The sequence below is a fragment of the Salipiger bermudensis genome, assembly GCF_020171625.1.
In the GTDB taxonomy this organism is placed as follows: domain Bacteria; phylum Pseudomonadota; class Alphaproteobacteria; order Rhodobacterales; family Rhodobacteraceae; genus Salipiger; species Salipiger bermudensis_B.
This window is the reverse complement of record NZ_JAIUZY010000005.1, coordinates 309,353-326,851: the sequence shown is the minus strand read 5'-3', so window position 1 is coordinate 326,851 and position 17,499 is coordinate 309,353. Positions and strand designations below refer to the sequence as shown.

Genomic DNA, 17,499 nt, shown 5'->3' with positions numbered 1-17,499 from the left:
TGAGGGCGGCACCATCGCCACGACACTCCGCCGCGTCCCGCGCGGCGGGGTTTTTTCTGCCCTGCCCCGCGACGACCCGCGCTCCGGCGCCGGCCCTTGGCGACCTGCCCGCGCCGCGAAGCACCGATCCGCCTGCCCCGCACGCCCGGCCTTTGTTTTTTTCGCCGAATCCTGTATAGGGGCGCCTTCTTCAGACAGAGGATGACCGAGATGGCCGCAGATGCGCCGATCACGCAGGACGTGATGACGATCCCCCGCAAGCTGCCCGAAAGCGGCAAGCTGAACCTCGTGGGCCTCACCCGCGAGGCGCTTCGTGCTGCCCTGATCGAGATGGGCACGCCGGAAAAGCAGGCCAAGATGCGCGTCAACCAGATCTGGCAATGGCTCTATCACTGGGGCGTGCGCGACTTTGCCGAGATGACCAATCTCGCCAAGGACTACCGCGCCAAGCTCGACGCCCATTTCGAGATCGTCCTGCCCGAAATCGTCTCGAAGAACGTCTCGGTCGATGGCACCCGCAAGTACCTCGTCCGCATCGCCGGCGGCCACGAGGTCGAGGTGGTCTATATCCCCGAGGAAGGCCGCGGCACGCTCTGCATCTCGTCTCAGGTCGGCTGCACGCTGACCTGCTCGTTCTGCCACACCGGCACCCAGAAGCTGGTGCGCAACCTGACCGCCGGCGAGATCGTCGGCCAGATCATGCTCGCCCGCGACGACCTCGACGAATGGCCAGAGCCGGGCACCGGCACCGGCGAGGGCGGTCCGCGCCTGCTGTCGAACATCGTGCTGATGGGCATGGGCGAGCCGCTCTACAACTTCGACAACGTGCGCGACGCGATGAAGATCGCCATGGATGGCGAGGGCATCGCCCTGTCGCGCCGCCGCATCACGCTGTCGACCTCGGGCGTGGTGCCCGAGATCGCCAAATGCGCCGAGGAAATCGGCTGCCTGATGGCGGTGAGCTTCCACGCCACCACCGACGAGGTGCGCAACAAGCTGGTGCCGATCAACAAGCGCTGGAACATCGAGACGCTGCTGAACGCGCTGCGCGAATACCCGCGCCTGTCGAACTCCGAGCGCATCACCTTCGAGTACGTGATGCTCAAGGACGTGAACGACAGCGACGCCGACGCCCGCCGTCTGGTCAACCTGATCAAGGGCATCCCGGCCAAGATCAACCTGATCCCATTCAACGAATGGCCCGGCGCCCCCTACGAGCGCTCGGACTGGGAGCGGATCGAGCGCTTTGCCGATATCGTCTACAAGGCCGGCTACGCCTCGCCGATCCGCACCCCGCGCGGCGAGGACATCATGGCCGCCTGCGGTCAGCTCAAGTCGGCCACCGAGCGCGCCCGCAAGTCCCGCGCCCAGATCGCTGCCGAAACCGGGGCGAGCGGCGCCGCTTGACTTAACTGACTTAAACGGTCAGGATTAAATCACCCAGCCAGCCCGCCTCCGGGCAGCCCGGTCGCGCGACGCCACTGGCTGGGAGAGTTTCCATGCGACATGAACGGTTCGACCGGGTCGATCTGCGGCCCGCCGAGCGCTGGCTCATCGAGCTTCTGCGCCTGTGGCGCGACGATGACGAGGCCGCGGCGCAGCTTCTGCTGCGCGACGCGCTCGGGTTCACCCGCGCCCGCGCCTGCCTGCGCGCGTTTGGCGAACTGGCCGCGCTTCTCACACGGCACGGCTGGCACTTCCCGCTGATCCTGCAGCAGGGCGCCGCCAGCAGCAGCGAGGACGAGCGCGCCATCGCGCGCTTCGTGCTCACCGCCACCGAACAGAATCGCGAACAGGCGCTTCTCGAGGCGACCATGCTGGTCACCCCGGTGCACGTGCTGACTTTGGTCAACACCGCCGAACGCGTCGGGCTGCCGTTGCTATGCGGAGAATGCCGGTTGCGGCAGCGCTGCGTGCTGAATTGACGCAAGCCGCGGCGCGGGCCTTGACCTTCCAGTGACTGGAAGCACTATATCCCGGTCCAGACCAGACGAAAGGAGTCTGTCATGGCCGCGGAAACCCTCCGTTTCGAAGTCACCAAGCTGAACTGCGGCGGCTGTGCCGGACGGGCGCAGAAGGCGCTCTCGGGCGTGCCCGGCGTCGGGGACGCCAGCGTCAACCTCGCCAACCGTATGGCGACGGTCGAGGGCGCGGCGGGCGTGCAGGCGCTGCGCGAGGCGCTCGCCTCCGCCGGATACCCGGCCCGCGAGGCACAGGTGAAGCTTGCCATCGAGGGCATGAGCTGCGCGTCGTGCGTGTCGCGCGTCGAGACGGCGCTGCGGGCGGTGCCCGGCGTGCTCTCGGCCAGCGTCAACCTCGCGAGCGAGACCGCCGACGTGATCCTGCTTGCCGGCAGCGCCGACAGCGCCGATCTCGCCCGTGTGGTCTCGGAGGCGGGCTATGCCGCGCGCCCCGCCGGCGACGACAGCGCCGCGCATGAGGCGCGCAAGGCGGCGGAGCATCGCGCCCTCAAACGCGACCTGATCGTCGCCGCGGCGCTCACCCTGCCGGTCTTCATCATCGAGATGGGCGGGCACCTGATCCCCGGCTTTCACGCGCTGGTGATGCACAGCATCGGGATGCAGGCCTCGTGGTTACTGCAATTCGTGCTGATCACCGCCGTGCTGGTCTTTCCCGGCCGCCGTTTCTATCGCACGGGCCTGCCGCTGCTGGCCAAGGGCGCGCCCGACATGAATTCGCTGGTCGCGCTCGGCACGCTGGCGGCCTGGGGCTATTCCACCGTGGCGCTGTTTCTGCCGGGGCTGCTGCCCGAGGGCAGCCGCGCGGTCTATTACGAGGCCGCCGGTGTCATCGTCACGCTGATCCTGCTGGGCCGTTTCCTCGAGGCGCGCGCCAAGGGCCGCACCGGCGCCGCGATCAAGCGGCTGGTCGGACTGCGCCCCGCCACCGCGCGGGTCGAGCGCGACGGCCAGATCACCGAGATCGCCATCGACGAAGTGCAGCTCGGCGACGTGGTGCACGTGCGCCCCGGCGAGCGCCTCGCGGTGGACGGGACGCTGCTCACCGGCAGCAGCTATATCGACGAGAGCATGATCACCGGTGAGCCAGTGCCGGTCGGCAAGGGCCCCGGCGACACGGTCGTGGGCGGCACGGTAAACGGCGCGAGCGCGCTCAGCTTCCGTGCCACCGCTGTGGGGCGCGACACCATGCTGGCGCGCATCATCGCCATGGTCGAGGACGCGCAGGGCGCCAAGCTGCCGATCCAGGCGCTGGCCGACACGGTGGTGATCTGGTTCGTGCCCGCGGTGATCGCTGCCGCCGCGCTGACCTTCCTCGCGTGGATGATCTTCGGCCCCTCGCCCGCGCTGACCCATGCGCTGGTGGCCGGGGTCTCGGTGCTGATCATCGCCTGCCCCTGCGCCATGGGGCTTGCCACGCCGACCTCGATCATGGTCGGCACCGGCCGCGCCGCCGAGCTTGGGGTGCTGTTCCGCAAGGGCGACGCACTGCAGACGGTGGAGGGCAGCCGCGTCGTGGCCTTCGACAAGACCGGCACCCTGACCGAGGGCAAGCCCGCGCTGGTGCGCTCGGTGGTCGCCTCGGGGGTCGCGCGCGCCGAGGTGCTGCGCCTCGCCGCAAGCGCCGAACAGGGCTCGGAGCACCCGATCGCGCGGGCGCTGGAAGCGGCGAGCGCGGGGGCGCTGAGCCGGCCCGAGTCCAGCGAGGCGATCCCCGGCCACGGCCTGTCGGCCACCGTCGAGGGGCGCGCGATTCTGGTGGGTGCCAAGCGCCTGATGACGCGAGAAGGCATCGCGCTCGGGGCGCTCGAGGCGACGCATGACGAGATCGCCGCCGCAGGGCAAACGCCGGTTCTGGTCGCGATCGACGGCGTGCTCTCAGGGGTCTTCGCAGTGGCCGACCGGGTCAAGCCCGGCGCCAAGGCGGCGGTCGAGGCGCTGCACGCGCGGCGCATCAAGGTGGCGATGATCACCGGCGACACCCGCGCCACGGCGCGGTCCATCGCCGATGCGCTCGGCATCGATCATGTCGAGGCCGAGGTCCTGCCCGAGGGCAAGCTCGCCGCGGTCAAAGCGCTGCGCGACCGCTTCGGCCCTGTGGCCTTCGTCGGCGACGGCATCAACGACGCCCCGGCGCTGGCCGAGTCCGACGTGGGCATCGCCATCGGCACCGGCACCGACGTCGCCATCGAGAGCGCCGACATCGTGCTGGTCTCGGGCGAGCTTGCGGGCGTGGTCGAGGCGTTCCACGTCAGCGGTGCGGTGCTGCGCAACATCCGGCAGAACCTGTTCTGGGCCTTCGGCTACAACGTGGCGCTGATCCCGGTGGCGGCGGGCGTGCTCTACCCGGCCTTCGGTCTGATGCTCTCGCCGATGCTGGCGGCGGGCGCCATGGCGCTGTCCTCGGTCTTCGTGCTGAGCAACGCACTGCGGCTGCGGCGGCTGGCGCCGGTGATGGCGCCGACGCGGCAGCGGTCGCAATCGCAGGACATCACACAGGAGGCGGCGGCATGAACATCGGACAGGTGGCAGAGCGGGCGGGCCTGCCCGCCAAGACCATCCGCTACTACGAGGATATCGGGCTGGTGCGGCCTCAGCGCTCTGGGAACGGCTACCGCGCCTTCTCCGAGCAGGACCTGCACAAGCTTGCCTTCCTCGCCCGGGCCCGGGCGCTGGGGTTCACCATCGAGGATTGCCGCACCCTGCTGGGGCTGTACGAGGACGAGGCGCGCGAGAGCGCCGACGTCAAGGCGCTCGCCACCGAGCATCTCGGCCAGATCGAGGAAAAGATCGCCCAGCTTCGGGAGATGCACGCCACCTTGGCCAAGCTGGTCGAGGCCTGCCACGGCGACCACCGGCCCGATTGCCCGATCCTGCAGGGGCTGGCGAAAGACGGCTGAGGGAAGGAGAGCTCAGCCGTCGCGGCGGCCGAGCCAGATCTTGTATTGCAGCCGCGCCCCGTCGCCCTGAGCCATCCGCAGCTTGGCGCGGAACAGGCGGAACGCGCGCTCGGGATCGCGGTGATCCTCCCAGTTCTCGCCCGGACTGTCGGCGCCGATGATCTCCCACGCCACGTCGCGGGGCGGCTCGTGCAGCGTCCGCGAGGCCGCCTCCATCATCCGCAGGCCTTCGCCGTGATACAGCCCGTAGCGCACCAGCGCCTCGGCAAGGTCGACGGGCAGCCACGGGCTGCCGGCGCCGGTATGGGCCGCCGTGCGCCAGTCTTCGAGATCTGCCGGTGTAGGGAGTTGGTGCGGCGCGGGGAGAGGCCCCCCGCGCCGACGGTCTGTCGTCATACGCTGAGGCAGACGTACTTCATCTCGAGGTAGTCCTCGATGCCGTGATGCGAGCCTTCGCGGCCAAGGCCGGACTGCTTCACGCCACCGAACGGCGCCACCTCGGTCGAGATGATGCCGGTGTTGACGCCGACGATGCCGTATTCCAGCGCCTCGGCGACCTTGTAGACGCGGCTCAGGTCCTTGGCATAGAAATAGGAGGCGAGGCCGAAGATGGTGTCGTTGGCCATCTCGATCACGTCGTCCTCGTTCTCGAACTTGAACAGCGGCGCCAGCGGGCCGAAGGTCTCGTCGGTCGAGAACTTCATCTCGCGGGTCGCGCCGGTGACGATGGTGGGCTCGATGAAGTGGCCCGGCCCCTGCAGCGTGTCGCCGCCGCCGAGGATGACCTCGGCGCCCTTCGACTTGGCGTCGGCGATGTGCTCCTGCACCTTCTCGATGGCCTTCGCGGTGATCAGCGGGCCAAGATCCGTGCCGTCCTCGAGGCCGTCGCCGACCTTCATGTTGGAGACCGCTTCCTTCAGCTTGGCAGCGAAGGCGTCATAGACGCCGGCCTGCACGTAGATGCGGTTGGCGCAGACGCAGGTCTGGCCGTTGTTGCGGAACTTGCACATGATCGCGCCCTGCACCGCGGCGTCGAGATCGGCGTCGTCGAACACGATGAACGGAGCGTTGCCGCCCAGCTCCATCGAACACTTCATCACCTGATCGGCGGCCTGGCCAAGAAGGATGCGGCCCACCTGCGTGGAGCCGGTGAAGGTCAGCTTGCGCACCTTGGGGTTCTCGCAGAACTCCTTGCCGACCTCGGAGGCGCTGTCCGAGGGCAGGACGTTCAGAACGCCCGCGGGGATGCCGGCACGCTCGGCCAGCACCGCCAGCGCCAGCGCCGAGAGCGGAGTCTCGGAGGCCGGGCGGGCGACGAAGCTGCAGCCGGCGGCCAGCGCCGGGGCGACCTTGCGGGTGATCATCGCGTTGGGGAAGTTCCACGGCGTGATCGACGCGGCAACGCCGATCGGCTGCTTCATCACCATGATGCGCTTGTCGCGCTGGTGGCCGGGGATGGTCTCGCCGTAGATGCGCTTGGCCTCTTCGGCGTAGAACTCGATGAAGCTGGCGCCGTAGGCGATCTCGCCCGCGGCCTCGGTGACCGGCTTGCCCATTTCGGCGGTGAGGATGGTGGCGAGGTCTTTCTGGTTCGCCATGATCAGGTCGAACCACTTGCGCATCACGTTGGAGCGCTCCTTGGCGGTCCAGGCGGCCCACTCCTTCTGCGCGGCGTAGGCGCCGTCGATGGCGCCCGCGACCTGCGCGCGGCTGAGATTGGCGACCTTGGCGATGACGTCGCCGCGGGCGGGGTTGGTGACCTCGAACTCACCATCGCCACCGGTGATCCACTCGCCGTTGACGTAGGCCTTGGTCTGCAGGAGGCTCGGATCGTCGAGAAGAGAGGGGAGATTGGTTGCGGTCTGATCCAGCATGGTATCCTCCTTGGGAATGATCTTACGTTGGGGCATGGCAGAGCATCTGCTTGCCCGAGAGTCTAGTCTAAGCCGGGAGAAAAACCATGGACCTGAGCGACGCCTATGCCAACGGGCCATATATTGCGCAGGCCGAGGACTACCCGCCGCGCTGGACCGCCGCGGCGTCGGACTTTCGCGCAGAACTGGCCGCCGGGGGCCGGCTGAGGGCGGGTCTGGCGTATGGAGACGGCCCGCGCGAGGCGCTCGACCTGTTCCTGCCCGAGGGTGCGCCGCAGGGGCTGATGGTCTTCGTGCATGGCGGCTACTGGATGGCCTTCGGGCGTGAAACCTGGTCGCATCTGGCAGCGGGCGCACTGGCGCGGGGCTGGGCGGTGGCGCTGCCGTCCTACGATCTCTGCCCCGGTGTAAGGATCTCAAGCATCACCCGGCAGATCGGCGCCGCCGTGACCTGCGCCGCGGGCGAGGTCGACGGCCCGATCCGGCTGGCCGGGCATTCGGCGGGCGGGCATCTGGTGGCGCGGATGCTGGCCCCGGCGATGCTGCCCGAAGACGTGGCCGCCCGTCTCGCGCATGTCATGCCGATCTCGCCGCTTTCGGACCTGCGCCCGCTGATGCAGACCGGCATGAACGAGACGCTGCAGCTCGACGCCGACGAGGCCTGGGCCGAGAGCCCGCTCGCCATGGCGGCCCCGGAGGTGCCGGTGACGGTCTGGGTCGGCGCGGCGGAGCGGCCGGCCTTCCTCGATCAGGCGCGCTGGCTGGGAGACGCATGGTCCTGCCCGGTGGTGGTGGAGGACGGAAAGCACCATTTCGACGTCATCGACGGGCTGGCCGAGCCTCACAGCGAGATCACCGCGCGTCTGCTCGGCTAGCGCCTCGGCGGCCCCTGTGGACCGCCCGGCTTTCACAAATCTGACTCCTGCCTGTCACAGGGACGTTACCGCTCGGGCGCTAGGGCTCGCTGCGGAACAAGACAGGGGACCTTCCATGCATTTCCGCACGCTCTGCCTCACCTCGGCGATCGCGCTGACGGCATCCGCCGCCGCCGCCGAGATGAGCTTCAACCGCATCGCCTCGTTCGCGACGCCGGACAACATGGCCGAGGGCGAAGACCGCGACCGTGTGACCTCGGCCGAGATCATCTACGCCACCGAGGACGGCAACACGCTGGTCTATACCGACAGCCCGCTGGGCGTGATCGGCCGCATCGACATCACCGACCCGGCCAATCCCAAGCCGCTCGGCAACGTGTCGGTCGATGGCGAGCCGACCTCGGTCTACGTGCACGGCACCACCATCTTCGCCGGCGTCAACACCTCCGAAAGTTACACCGACCCGTCGGGCAAGCTGGTGATGATCGACGCGACCTCGGGCGAGCTTCTGGGCGAATGCGACCTCGGCGGCCAGCCGGATTCCACCGCCATGGCCAAGGACGGCAGCTTCGTCACCGTCGCCATCGAGAACGAGCGTGACGAAGATCTGGGCGACGGCCGCGTGCCGCAGATGCCCGCGGGCTACGTGGCGATCCTCGACGTGGTCGATGGCGTGGCCGACTGCGACAGCCTCGTGAAGGCCGACGTGACCGGCCTTGCCGAGATCGCGCCGGAAGACCCCGAACCCGAGTTCGTCGACGTGAACGGCGCCGGCGAGATCGTCGTGACGCTGCAGGAAAACAACCACATCGTGGTGCTCGACAAGTCAGGCGAGGTGCTGTCGCACTTCTCCGCCGGTTCGGTCGACCTGACCGGCATCGACGCCACCGACGAGCGTGGCGCGCTGCTCTTTACCGAGAACCAGGAGGGCCGCGTGCGCGAGCCCGATGGCGTGCAGTGGATCGACGACGAGCACTTCGCCATCGCCAACGAGGGCGACATGGATGGCGGCTCGCGCGGCTTCACCGTGTTCCACAAGGACGGCACCGAGGTCTTCGAGAGCGGCACCGACTTCGAGCAGGCGGTGATCCGGGCCGGACACTACCCGGACAAGCGGTCGGACGCCAAGGGCGTAGAGCCCGAGGGCATGGAGTTCGCCAGCTTCGGCGACACGCCGTTCCTCTTCCTGCTGGCCGAGCGCGCCTCGATGGTCGGCGTCTATGATATGACCGATCCCGCCGCGCCGGTGCTGACGCAACTGCTGCCCTCGGGCATCGCCCCCGAGGGCGCCGTGGCGATCCCGCAGCGCAACCTCTTCGTCACCGCCAACGAGGAAGACCTCGTCGAGGACGGCGGCGTGCGCGCGCATGTGATGATCTACGAATATGCCGAAGGCGAAGCGCAGTACCCGACGCTGACCTCAGAGGGCGCCGACGAGCTGATCGGCTGGGGTGCGATCTCGGGCATGGTCGCCGGCGATGACGGCATGATCTACGCCGTCAACGACAGCTTCTACGGCTACCAGCCGCGCATCTTCACCATCGACCCGTCGCAGAGCCCGGCCCGCATCGTCGCGGCGACCGACGTCACCCGCGCCGGTCGCAACGCGCAGAAGCTCGACCTCGAGGGCATCACCACCGATGGCGAGGGCGGTTTCTGGCTGGCCTCCGAGGGCCGCACCGACCGGCTGGTGCCGCACGCGCTCTACCACGTGACGGCCGAGGGCGAGATCGAGGAAGAGGTCTCCCTGCCCGCCGAGCTGCTGGCGGTCGAGACGCGTTTCGGCTTCGAGGGCGTCACCATGATCGACGGCACGCTGTGGATGGCGGTGCAGCGCGAGTGGGGCGACGATCCGGAGGATCACGTCAAGCTGGTGTCCTACACGCCCGAAACCGGGGAATGGGGCGCCGTGCTCTATCCCAAGGCCACGCCCGAGACCGGCTGGGTCGGCCTGTCCGAGATCACCGCGCATGGCGATCACGTCTATGTCGTGGAGCGTGACAACCAGATCGGCGCCAATGCCGTGACCAAGAAGATCTACCGCATTGCCCTCTCCGAGATGCAGCCTGCGGCACTTGGCGGCGAGCTGCCTGTGGTCGGCAAGGAAGAGGTGCGCGACCTGATCCCCGACCTGAAGGGCTGGGGCGGCTACGTGGTCGACAAGGTCGAGGGCCTCGCGATCACCGAGGACGGCACCGTCTATGTCTCGACCGACAATGACGGCGTCGACGACAGCTCGGGCGAGACCTTCTTCTGGTCCTTCGACCTCGAGTGAGCGCCGACTGAACCATCGCGACGCGTTCAGGGGCGGGCCATCTGGTCCGCCCTTCTCCGTTTCTCAGGGGGACTGTGCGCTGACCCACGGGTCATTCCCTGAGATCTGCACGCACGCTTGCAGGGCGAGGGCACGAAGCCAGCCAACCGGCCGACCGATCCGCCGGACAGAAACAGGGGGCCGCGGTTTCCGGGAGAGCGGAGCCGGGGTGGTCCCCGAGGGGTTGGATCGCCGGGCACGCGACCCTCGCATTCCGCTCGCGCGGGACGAGCGCCTTGCGCTGTCGTGAGTTCGGGTGTGGACGCCGGATCATGAGGCGAGCACCGCTCCCAGCAAGCAAAGGATAAGTCCCGAAGCGCCTGCCCTCAGGTCACCACCCGCAGCGTCAGGTTGATGCGCCCGCCCTGCGGCAGCAGCGTCGACGAGCCGAAGCGGATGCGGTCGACGCCGTGGTGGCGCAGCCGGGCCTCGCCGCCCATCACCACCACCGCGCCCGAGCCCAGCCAGACCGACTCGGTCTTGCCGCCGCGCTCGGTGTTCCCCATGCGGAACAGCCCGTCATCGCCAAGCGAGACCGACACCACCGGGCAGGCGAAATCCGCCTCGTCCTTGTCCTGATGCAGCCCCATGCGGGCGCCCTCGCCGTACCAGTTGATCAGGCAGCATTCGGGCGCGCGGGCGCAGCCCGACACGTCGCGCCAGATCGCCAGCACCTCCTCGGGGATCGGCGGCCAGTCCATGCCCTCGGGGTGGCGCGGCTCGTAGCGGTAGCCGCGCCGGTCGGTGACCCAGCCGAATTGTCCCGCCGCCGACATCCGCACCGACATCTTCTGCCCGCGCGGGGTCACCGGCTGGTAAAGCGGCGCGACGCGCAGACAGGCGCGCAAACGCTCTATCAGTGCCTCCTGCGCCGGGCGGTCAAGATAGTCGGGGTAGATCCGGAAGCCGCGCTGTTCGATATGATGTGCCATGGCCACTTTCTTTCGCAAAGCACGGCGCGTCGCAAAGAAAATCCCCGGATTCGGCGGATTCAGCGGTGGCAGGGCGCTTGCAGCGCTGAAACCCCCTCCTTATATACCGTCCGAAGCCGCGAGGCCCCGGCCAAACGGCATCGCTAACCAGCGGGGCTGGATGCCGTAATCGGGTCCGACGCCTCGTGTCATCGCCTTGAATTGGAAAGGGATCGAAGTATGGGTAAAGTTATCGGTATCGACCTCGGCACCACGAACTCCTGCGTCGCCATCATGGATGGCAGCCAGGCGCGCGTGATCGAAAACGCCGAAGGCACCCGCACCACCCCCTCCATCGTCGCATTTGCCGACGATGAACGCCTCGTCGGCCAGCCCGCAAAGCGCCAGGCCGTCACCAACCCCGAAGCCACCATCTTTGCCGTCAAGCGTCTGATCGGCCGTCGCACCACCGACGCCGAGGTGACCAAGGATCAGGGCATCGTGCCCTACAAGATCGTCGACGGCGGCAATGGCGACGCATGGGTTGAAGCCAAGGGCGAAAAGTATTCGCCTTCGCAGATTTCCGCCTTCATCCTCGGCAAGATGAAGGAAACCGCCGAGAGCTATCTCGGCGAAGAGGTGACCCAGGCGGTCATCACCGTGCCGGCCTATTTCAACGACGCCCAGCGTCAGGCCACCAAGGACGCCGGCAAGATCGCCGGTCTCGAAGTCCTGCGCATCATCAACGAGCCGACCGCGGCCGCGCTGGCCTATGGTCTCGACAAGAAAGAGACCAAGACCATCGCCGTGTATGACCTTGGCGGCGGCACCTTTGACGTCACCATCCTCGAGATTGACGATGGCCTGTTCGAGGTGAAGTCCACCAACGGCGACACGTTCCTCGGCGGTGAAGACTTCGACATGCGGATCGTCAACTACCTGGCGGACGAGTTCAAGAAAGAGCACCAGGTCGACCTGACCAAGGACAAGATGGCCCTGCAGCGTCTCAAGGAAGCCGCTGAAAAGGCCAAGATCGAGCTGTCGAGCGCGACCCAGACCGAGATCAACCAGCCGTTCATCTCGATGGGTTCGGGCGGCCAGCCGCTGCACATGGTCATGAAACTGACCCGCGCCAAGCTGGAAAGCCTCGTGGGCGACCTGATCAAGAACTCGATCAAGCCCTGTCAGGCGGCCCTCAAGGACGCAGGCTTGTCGAAGGACGAGATCGACGAGATCGTTCTGGTCGGTGGTCAGACCCGCATGCCGAAGGTCATCGAAGAGGTGACCAAGTTCTTCGGCAAGGAGCCGCACAAGGGTGTGAACCCGGACGAGGTTGTCGCCATGGGCGCCGCCATTCAGGCCGGTGTTCTGCAGGGTGACGTGAAGGACGTGGTCCTGCTCGACGTGACCCCGCTGTCGCTGGGCATCGAGACGCTGGGTGGCGTGTTCACCCGCCTGATCGACCGCAACACCACGATCCCGACCAAGAAGTCGCAGATCTTCTCCACCGCCGAAGACAACCAGTCGGCCGTGACGATCCGCGTCTTCCAGGGTGAGCGCGAGATGGCTGCCGACAACAAGATGCTCGGCCAGTTCAATCTCGAGCAGATCCCGCCGGCACCGCGCGGCCTGCCGCAGATCGAGGTGACCTTCGACATCGACGCCAACGGCATCGTCTCCGTGTCCGCCAAGGACAAGGGCACGAACAAAGAGCAGAAGATCACCATCCAGGCCTCGGGCGGTCTCTCGGACGAGGACATCGAAAAGATGGTCCAGGAAGCCGAAGAGAACTCCGAGAAGGACAAGGAGCGTCGCGAGCTCGTCGAGGCGCGCAACCAGGCCGAGAGCCTCATCCACTCGACCGAGAAGTCGATGGAAGAGCACAGCGACAAGGTCGATCCGACGACCATCGAAGCGATCGAGCTGGCCGTGTCCGCGCTGAAGGAAGACCTCGAGAAGGACGACGTGAAGGCCGACAAGATCAAGGCCGGCATCCAGAACGTCACCGAGTCCGCCATGAAGCTGGGCGAGGCGATCTACAAGGCTCAGGCCGATGCCGGTGACGGCGCGGAAGAGCCCCAGTCCGCCGACGACAGCAACTCGAACGCCGGTGACGACGATATCGTCGATGCCGATTTCGAGGACCTTGGCAACGACAAGCGCAGCTGAGGCCGCGCATAGGAACAGAGCGGGGGCCGGTCCGGATGCCGGGCCGGCCCCTCTCCGTTCCGGGATACAGGAGGGCATGAATGTCCAAGCGTGACTATTACGACGTGCTCGGTGTCAGCAAAGGTGCCTCCGCGGACGAGATCAAGAAGGGCTATCGCAAGAAGGCCAAGGAGCTCCATCCCGACCGGAACGCCGACAACCCCGATGCCGAGAACCTCTTCAAGGAGGCCAACGAGGCCTACGACGTCCTGAAGGACCCGGAGAAGAAAGCAGCCTATGACCGCTTCGGCCACGCGGCCTTCGAAGGTGGCATGGGCGGTGGCGGCGGTGGCCGTCCCGGCGGCGGCTTCCAGGGCCAGGGCGATTTCGCCAGCGCGTTCTCCGACGTGTTCGACGATCTCTTCGGCGATTTCATGGGCGGACGCCAAGGCGGCGGCGGACGGCAGCGCGCCGCACGCGGGGCCGACCTGCGCTACAATCTGCGCGTGACGCTCGAGGAGGCCTATAACGGCCTGCAAAAGACCATCAACGTGCCCAGCTCGGTGCAGTGCGACGAGTGCAACGGCTCGGGCGCAGAAGGCGGCGCCGAACCGGTGACCTGTCCGACCTGTTCTGGCATGGGCAAGGTGCGCGCGACCCAGGGCTTCTTCACCGTGGAGCGCACTTGTCCGACCTGCTCGGGCCTTGGCCAGATCATCAAGAACCCCTGCTCCAAGTGCGGCGGTCAGGGCCGTGTGCAGCGTGAACGCGCGCTGTCGGTCAACATCCCCGCCGGGGTCGAGACCGGCACCCGCATCCGGCTTGCCGGTGAGGGCGAGGCCGGGATGCGCGGCGGACCTCCGGGCGACCTCTACATCTTCATCGATGTGAGGAAGCACGAGATCTTTGAACGCGAGGGCAACGAGCTGCATTGCCGGGTTCCGGTGTCGATGGCGACGGCGGCGCTGGGTGGTGACATCGAGGTGCCGACGATCGACGGCGGCCGCAGCCGGGTGAAGATCCCCGCCGGCAGCCAGTCGGGCCGGCAGATGCGCCTGCGCGGCAAGGGGATGCCCGCCCTGCGTGGCGGCACCGCCGGCGACATGTTCATCGAGCTCGCGGTCGAGACGCCGGTGAACCTGACATCGCGCCAGAAAGAGCTTCTGCGCGAGTTCGAGGAGCTGAGCGAGGACAACAATCCCGAGTCGCACAGCTTCTTCTCGTCGGTGCGCAACTTCTGGGATTCGATGAAGGGCTGATCGCCGGTCGGAGCCGGCCACCGCTTCGATGCGGAGAGCCGGCGCGCATCGGCGCTCGCAGTTCGCGCCACGCGAGTACAACAGAGCGGAACAATCCTCACAGGGCCCGGGTTCACTCCCCGGGCCCTGTTCATTTTTGCGAGCCGAAACCGATGTTTGACTGGATCACCAACCTCATCGACAGCATGGGCGCCTTCGGCGTCGCGCTGCTGATGTTTCTCGAGAACGTCTTTCCCCCGATCCCGTCAGAGCTCATCATGCCGCTGGCCGGGTTCAACGCCGCGCGCAACACCATGTCGCTTCCGGTGGTGATCCTCGCCGGCAGCGCCGGATCGCTGGCAGGCGCCTATCTCTGGTACTGGATCGGGCGCCGCATCGGGCTGAAACGGCTGCGCCATCTGTCGCAGCGCCATGGCCGCTGGCTCGCGGTGTCGCCCGAAGAGTTCGACCGCGCCAACGGCTGGTTCGACCGTCACGGCGGCAGCGCGGTGCTGTTCGGGCGCGTCATTCCGACCGTGCGCACCTTCATCTCAGTTCCGGCAGGTGTCCGGCGGATGCCGCGCGGCTGGTTCCTCGGCCTGAGCGCGCTCGGCACCGTGATCTGGACGTCGCTTCTCACGCTCGCCGGGTACTTGCTCGAGGGCAGCTACGAGGCGGTCAGCGAATGGCTCAACCCGCTGTCGACCCTCGTGGTGGTGGCGCTGGTCGGCACCTACCTCTGGCGCGTAGCGACCTATGGCCGCCGGGTGCGCCGCGAGGGCCACGAGGACAGCGAAGGCAGCGAGAGCCGCGAATAAGCGTGTCCCTCCCCCTGTCCGGCGGAACCGCTCCAGCTTTAACCTTTCTGTAACCTGAAATCCGTCACCCTGACGGCCATGGCAAAGGGTTCGCAATTCGCCGATGGTCAGGCCTCGCTGTTCGGCGGGGACGAAACGCTGGTGCCGCCCGACGCACCCGCGCCCTCCTACCTGAGCGACCACCGCGCGCGCCTGCGTCAAAGGTTCCGAGAGGGCGGCGCCGATGCCCTGCCGGATTACGAGATGCTCGAACTGCTGCTATTCCGCGCCATTCCGCGGCGCGATGTGAAGCCGTTGGTGCGCGTCCTGCTCGAGACCTTCGGCGATTTCAACGCCGTGGTTTCCGCCCCGGAACACCGTCTGGGAGCTGTCGCGGGTGTGGGGGAGTCCGTGATCACCGAGCTTAAGCTCGTCGAGGCGGCGGCGCACAGGCTGGCGCGCTCACGGGTGTTGCAACGCCCGGTGGTCAGCTCTTGGAATGCCTTGCTCACTTACTGTCAGACCACGATGGCGCACCGCGAGACGGAGCAGTTCCGCATCCTGTTTCTCGACCGCAAGAACGTGCTGATCGCCGACGAGGCGCAGGCACGGGGCACGGTGGATCACGTGCCGGTCTATCCCCGCGAGGTGGTGAAACGCGCGCTCGAACTCAACGCCTCGGCGCTGATCCTCGTGCACAACCATCCCTCCGGCAACCCGACCCCGAGCGGTGCCGATATCGAGATGACCGAGCAGATCCGCATCGCCGCCGAGGCGCTCGGGATCACCCTGTACGATCACCTCGTGATCGGCCGGTCGCGTGAGCTCAGCTTTCGCGCCGAGGGGCTGCTTTGATGTCTCGAGACACACGCTCGAGGGCCAGGCAACGCCACCGCCCCGCGCCCGAGGTCAGCGCAGCCAGACCTCGACGCGCCGGTTCACCTGCCGGCCCCAGACCGTGTCGTCGCAGGCCATGGGCATGGCCTCGCCAAAGGCCTCCACCCCAAGCTCGAGGCGCCGGAGATCCGCCGCCTCGGCCGCGTTCAGCACCGCCGCGCGCACCGCCTCGGCCCGATCATAGGCGATCTCGAGATTGGCCTCGGCCTCCCCCTGCGCGTCGGAAAAGCCCACGAAGACCAGTTCGCGCCCGTCATACTCGCCCGCCTCGAGCGCCCGCGCCAGTTGCTGCACGTTCGAGCGCGACTGCGCATCGAGCGCGGTTTCGCCCTCCTCGAACCGGAACGAGGTGGTCAGCCGCCGCATCGGCGCGAGCGTCGCGACCAGACGCTGCAGCCCCGCCAGACCCTGATCGCCCTCGGCTACGACGATGGCGTTGGCAAGCCGGTCGCCCTGTTGCGCCAGCGCGATCTCCTCGGGCATCTGGTCCACGAACCCGGCGCGGCGGATCACGATCTGCGCCGCGGCGCTGCGGGTGTAGGCGAGGAACTCCCGCGCCAGCGCGGGCAGACGCCGCGCGGGCAGGTAGAGAAACATCGGCGCCGTGAGCGGGTAGTCCTCGGTCTTGATCGCCGCGCGTTGTCCGCGCAGCTCGAACCCGCAACTGCCGGTGAGGCGCAGCGGCTTGGTGTTGCCGATCTCGGAATAGCTTGCCAGTCCGATGCCCAGCGGATCGCGGGAAACCGCCTCGGACAGCGCGGCATTGCCGCCGTGGCGCTTGATCTCGCCCCCGAGCACCAGCCCCGAGGGCCGCAGCAGCCGGTCCTCGATGCCCTGCGACAGCCCCGAGCTGGCATTGCGCAGGTGCAGGACCACTGGCGCATCCGGACCGCCGAGCGCGCGCCAGTTGTCGGCCTGGCCCGAGAGCACCTCGGCCAGCACCGCCAGCGAAATCGCGTCGACCGGGTTGGTCTGCGCCACCACCGGGATCATCGCGTCGAGCGCCAGCACCCGGCTGCGATTGACCTCCGACAGGTCGCCCAGCCCGGCCTCCTGCGCGGCGCTGCGCTCTTCGGGCCGGATCTCGCGCAGCGCCATGACCATATCGGCCTCGTCGGCGAGCAGGTCGGCGAACCCGCCATCGGTGCTGGTCAGGTGGAATTGGAACCGTCCGACCACGCGCGCCTCGTCCGGATCGCTGAGGAGGTAGCGGAACCGCCCCTCTCCGAGCGGCTCGCGCTCGGCGGTCAGGCCGTTGCGCAGGGCAAAGCCCTCGATCAGGGCGGGCATCAGCACGTCGCCGATGGTGGCCGAGCCCGAGACCCGCATCTCGGCGACGAAATCGGTAAGAGACGGGCAGCCCGGGCCGTCGCAGAGCACACCCGAGGCGTCGACGGTCAGCTCGCCGTAGCGGGTCTCGATGCGGTAGAACTCTCCGTCGAACCCAAGCAGCGTGCCGCTCAGCTCGATCCCGCCATCGCGCGAGCGCAGCGCGATGTCCTGGGCCCAGAGGGGCGCGCCGGCAATGAAAAGTGCGGCGAAGATCGCCGCACGAAGCAGTCTCAT

The 17,499-nt window shown here is 67.7% G+C and carries 14 protein-coding genes; 10 read left to right on the top strand and 4 right to left on the bottom strand.

The window, feature by feature from the left end; translation table 11 throughout:
• Positions 1–210: 210 nt before the first annotated feature.
• From rlmN to cueR, 4 genes are all read left to right on the top strand, one after another.
• On the top strand, positions 211–1,407 hold the full coding sequence (gene rlmN / locus LCM15_RS10955; protein WP_224856293.1) for a 23S rRNA (adenine(2503)-C(2))-methyltransferase RlmN: 1,197 nt from the start codon (positions 211–213) through the stop codon (positions 1,405–1,407).
• Between the two features lie 92 nt (positions 1,408–1,499).
• Positions 1,500–1,925 (top strand): hypothetical protein, encoded by a 426-nt coding sequence (locus tag LCM15_RS10950; protein WP_224856291.1) that lies wholly within the window; start codon positions 1,500–1,502, stop codon positions 1,923–1,925.
• A gap of 81 nt (positions 1,926–2,006) precedes the next feature.
• Positions 2,007–4,493: a heavy metal translocating P-type ATPase gene (locus tag LCM15_RS10945; RefSeq protein WP_224856289.1), complete on the top strand. Its 2,487-nt coding sequence runs from the start codon at positions 2,007–2,009 to the stop codon at positions 4,491–4,493.
• Complete coding sequence (cueR, locus tag LCM15_RS10940) at positions 4,490–4,879, top strand: Cu(I)-responsive transcriptional regulator (protein ID WP_224856287.1); 390 nt, start codon at positions 4,490–4,492, stop codon at positions 4,877–4,879. Before LCM15_RS10945 ends, cueR begins: the two co-directional genes overlap by 4 nt.
• Positions 4,880–4,891: 12 nt before the next feature.
• On the opposite strand, the gene LCM15_RS10935 is transcribed toward cueR, so the two are convergent.
• Complete coding sequence (locus tag LCM15_RS10935; RefSeq protein WP_224856285.1) at positions 4,892–5,275, bottom strand: hypothetical protein; 384 nt, start codon at positions 5,273–5,275, stop codon at positions 4,892–4,894.
• Positions 5,272–6,753 carry an NAD-dependent succinate-semialdehyde dehydrogenase gene (locus tag LCM15_RS10930; RefSeq protein ID WP_224856283.1) on the bottom strand — a complete coding sequence of 494 codons (1,482 nt, stop codon included), beginning with the start codon at positions 6,751–6,753 and terminating at the stop codon, positions 5,272–5,274. Before LCM15_RS10930 ends, LCM15_RS10935 begins: the two co-directional genes overlap by 4 nt.
• 86 nt (positions 6,754–6,839) lie before the next feature.
• Between LCM15_RS10930 and LCM15_RS10925 the strand changes: the two genes are divergently transcribed.
• Positions 6,840–7,628 carry an alpha/beta hydrolase gene (locus tag LCM15_RS10925; protein WP_224856281.1) on the top strand — a complete coding sequence of 263 codons (789 nt, stop codon included), beginning with the start codon at positions 6,840–6,842 and terminating at the stop codon, positions 7,626–7,628.
• Positions 7,629–7,743: 115 nt separating this feature from the next.
• Positions 7,744–9,903: an esterase-like activity of phytase family protein gene (locus LCM15_RS10920; RefSeq protein WP_224856279.1), complete on the top strand. Its 2,160-nt coding sequence runs from the start codon at positions 7,744–7,746 to the stop codon at positions 9,901–9,903.
• A gap of 365 nt (positions 9,904–10,268) precedes the next feature.
• Here LCM15_RS10920 and LCM15_RS10915 read toward each other — a convergent pair whose 3' ends face one another.
• Positions 10,269–10,874, bottom strand: coding sequence for an alpha-ketoglutarate-dependent dioxygenase AlkB family protein (locus tag LCM15_RS10915; protein WP_224856277.1), 606 nt, complete (start codon positions 10,872–10,874; stop codon positions 10,269–10,271).
• Between the two features lie 219 nt (positions 10,875–11,093).
• Between LCM15_RS10915 and dnaK the strand changes: the two genes are divergently transcribed.
• The 4 genes from dnaK (at position 11,094) to radC (ending at position 15,891) form a co-directional block, all read left to right on the top strand.
• On the top strand, positions 11,094–13,022 hold the full coding sequence (gene dnaK / locus LCM15_RS10910) for a molecular chaperone DnaK (RefSeq protein ID WP_224856276.1): 1,929 nt from the start codon (positions 11,094–11,096) through the stop codon (positions 13,020–13,022).
• Positions 13,023–13,102: 80 nt separating this feature from the next.
• Positions 13,103–14,260, top strand: a complete 1,158-nt coding sequence (dnaJ, locus tag LCM15_RS10905) for a molecular chaperone DnaJ (RefSeq protein ID WP_224856275.1) — start codon at positions 13,103–13,105, stop codon at positions 14,258–14,260.
• Positions 14,261–14,412: 152 nt separating this feature from the next.
• Positions 14,413–15,057, top strand: coding sequence for a DedA family protein (locus tag LCM15_RS10900; RefSeq protein ID WP_224856274.1), 645 nt, complete (start codon positions 14,413–14,415; stop codon positions 15,055–15,057).
• A 78-nt stretch (positions 15,058–15,135) separates the two neighbouring features.
• On the top strand, positions 15,136–15,891 hold the full coding sequence (gene radC / locus LCM15_RS10895) for a RadC family protein (RefSeq protein ID WP_224856273.1): 756 nt from the start codon (positions 15,136–15,138) through the stop codon (positions 15,889–15,891).
• 54 nt (positions 15,892–15,945) lie between these two features.
• Here radC and LCM15_RS10890 read toward each other — a convergent pair whose 3' ends face one another.
• Entirely contained in the window at positions 15,946–17,499 is a 1,554-nt protein-coding gene (locus LCM15_RS10890) for a substrate-binding domain-containing protein (protein WP_224856272.1), read from the bottom strand.

What these genes read in the sequence shown, in the direction of transcription:
- LCM15_RS10945 (WP_224856289.1), top strand. Translation starts at nt 2,007, where the DNA reads ATGGCCGCGGAAACCCTCCGTTTCGAAGTCACCAAGCTGAACTGCGGC.
- rlmN (WP_224856293.1), top strand. Translation starts at nt 211, where the DNA reads ATGGCCGCAGATGCGCCGATCACGCAGGACGTGATGACGATCCCCCGC.
- LCM15_RS10890 (WP_224856272.1), bottom strand. Translation starts at nt 17,499, where the DNA reads ATGAGACTGCTTCGTGCGGCGATCTTCGCCGCACTTTTCATTGCCGGC.
- LCM15_RS10950 (WP_224856291.1), top strand. Translation starts at nt 1,500, where the DNA reads ATGCGACATGAACGGTTCGACCGGGTCGATCTGCGGCCCGCCGAGCGC.
- radC (WP_224856273.1), top strand. Translation starts at nt 15,136, where the DNA reads ATGGCAAAGGGTTCGCAATTCGCCGATGGTCAGGCCTCGCTGTTCGGC.
- dnaK (WP_224856276.1), top strand. Translation starts at nt 11,094, where the DNA reads ATGGGTAAAGTTATCGGTATCGACCTCGGCACCACGAACTCCTGCGTC.
- dnaJ (WP_224856275.1), top strand. Translation starts at nt 13,103, where the DNA reads ATGTCCAAGCGTGACTATTACGACGTGCTCGGTGTCAGCAAAGGTGCC.
- LCM15_RS10920 (WP_224856279.1), top strand. Translation starts at nt 7,744, where the DNA reads ATGCATTTCCGCACGCTCTGCCTCACCTCGGCGATCGCGCTGACGGCA.
- LCM15_RS10900 (WP_224856274.1), top strand. Translation starts at nt 14,413, where the DNA reads ATGTTTGACTGGATCACCAACCTCATCGACAGCATGGGCGCCTTCGGC.
- LCM15_RS10925 (WP_224856281.1), top strand. Translation starts at nt 6,840, where the DNA reads ATGGACCTGAGCGACGCCTATGCCAACGGGCCATATATTGCGCAGGCC.
- LCM15_RS10930 (WP_224856283.1), bottom strand. Translation starts at nt 6,753, where the DNA reads ATGCTGGATCAGACCGCAACCAATCTCCCCTCTCTTCTCGACGATCCG.
- LCM15_RS10915 (WP_224856277.1), bottom strand. Translation starts at nt 10,874, where the DNA reads ATGGCACATCATATCGAACAGCGCGGCTTCCGGATCTACCCCGACTAT.
- LCM15_RS10935 (WP_224856285.1), bottom strand. Translation starts at nt 5,275, where the DNA reads ATGACGACAGACCGTCGGCGCGGGGGGCCTCTCCCCGCGCCGCACCAA.
- cueR (WP_224856287.1), top strand. Translation starts at nt 4,490, where the DNA reads ATGAACATCGGACAGGTGGCAGAGCGGGCGGGCCTGCCCGCCAAGACC.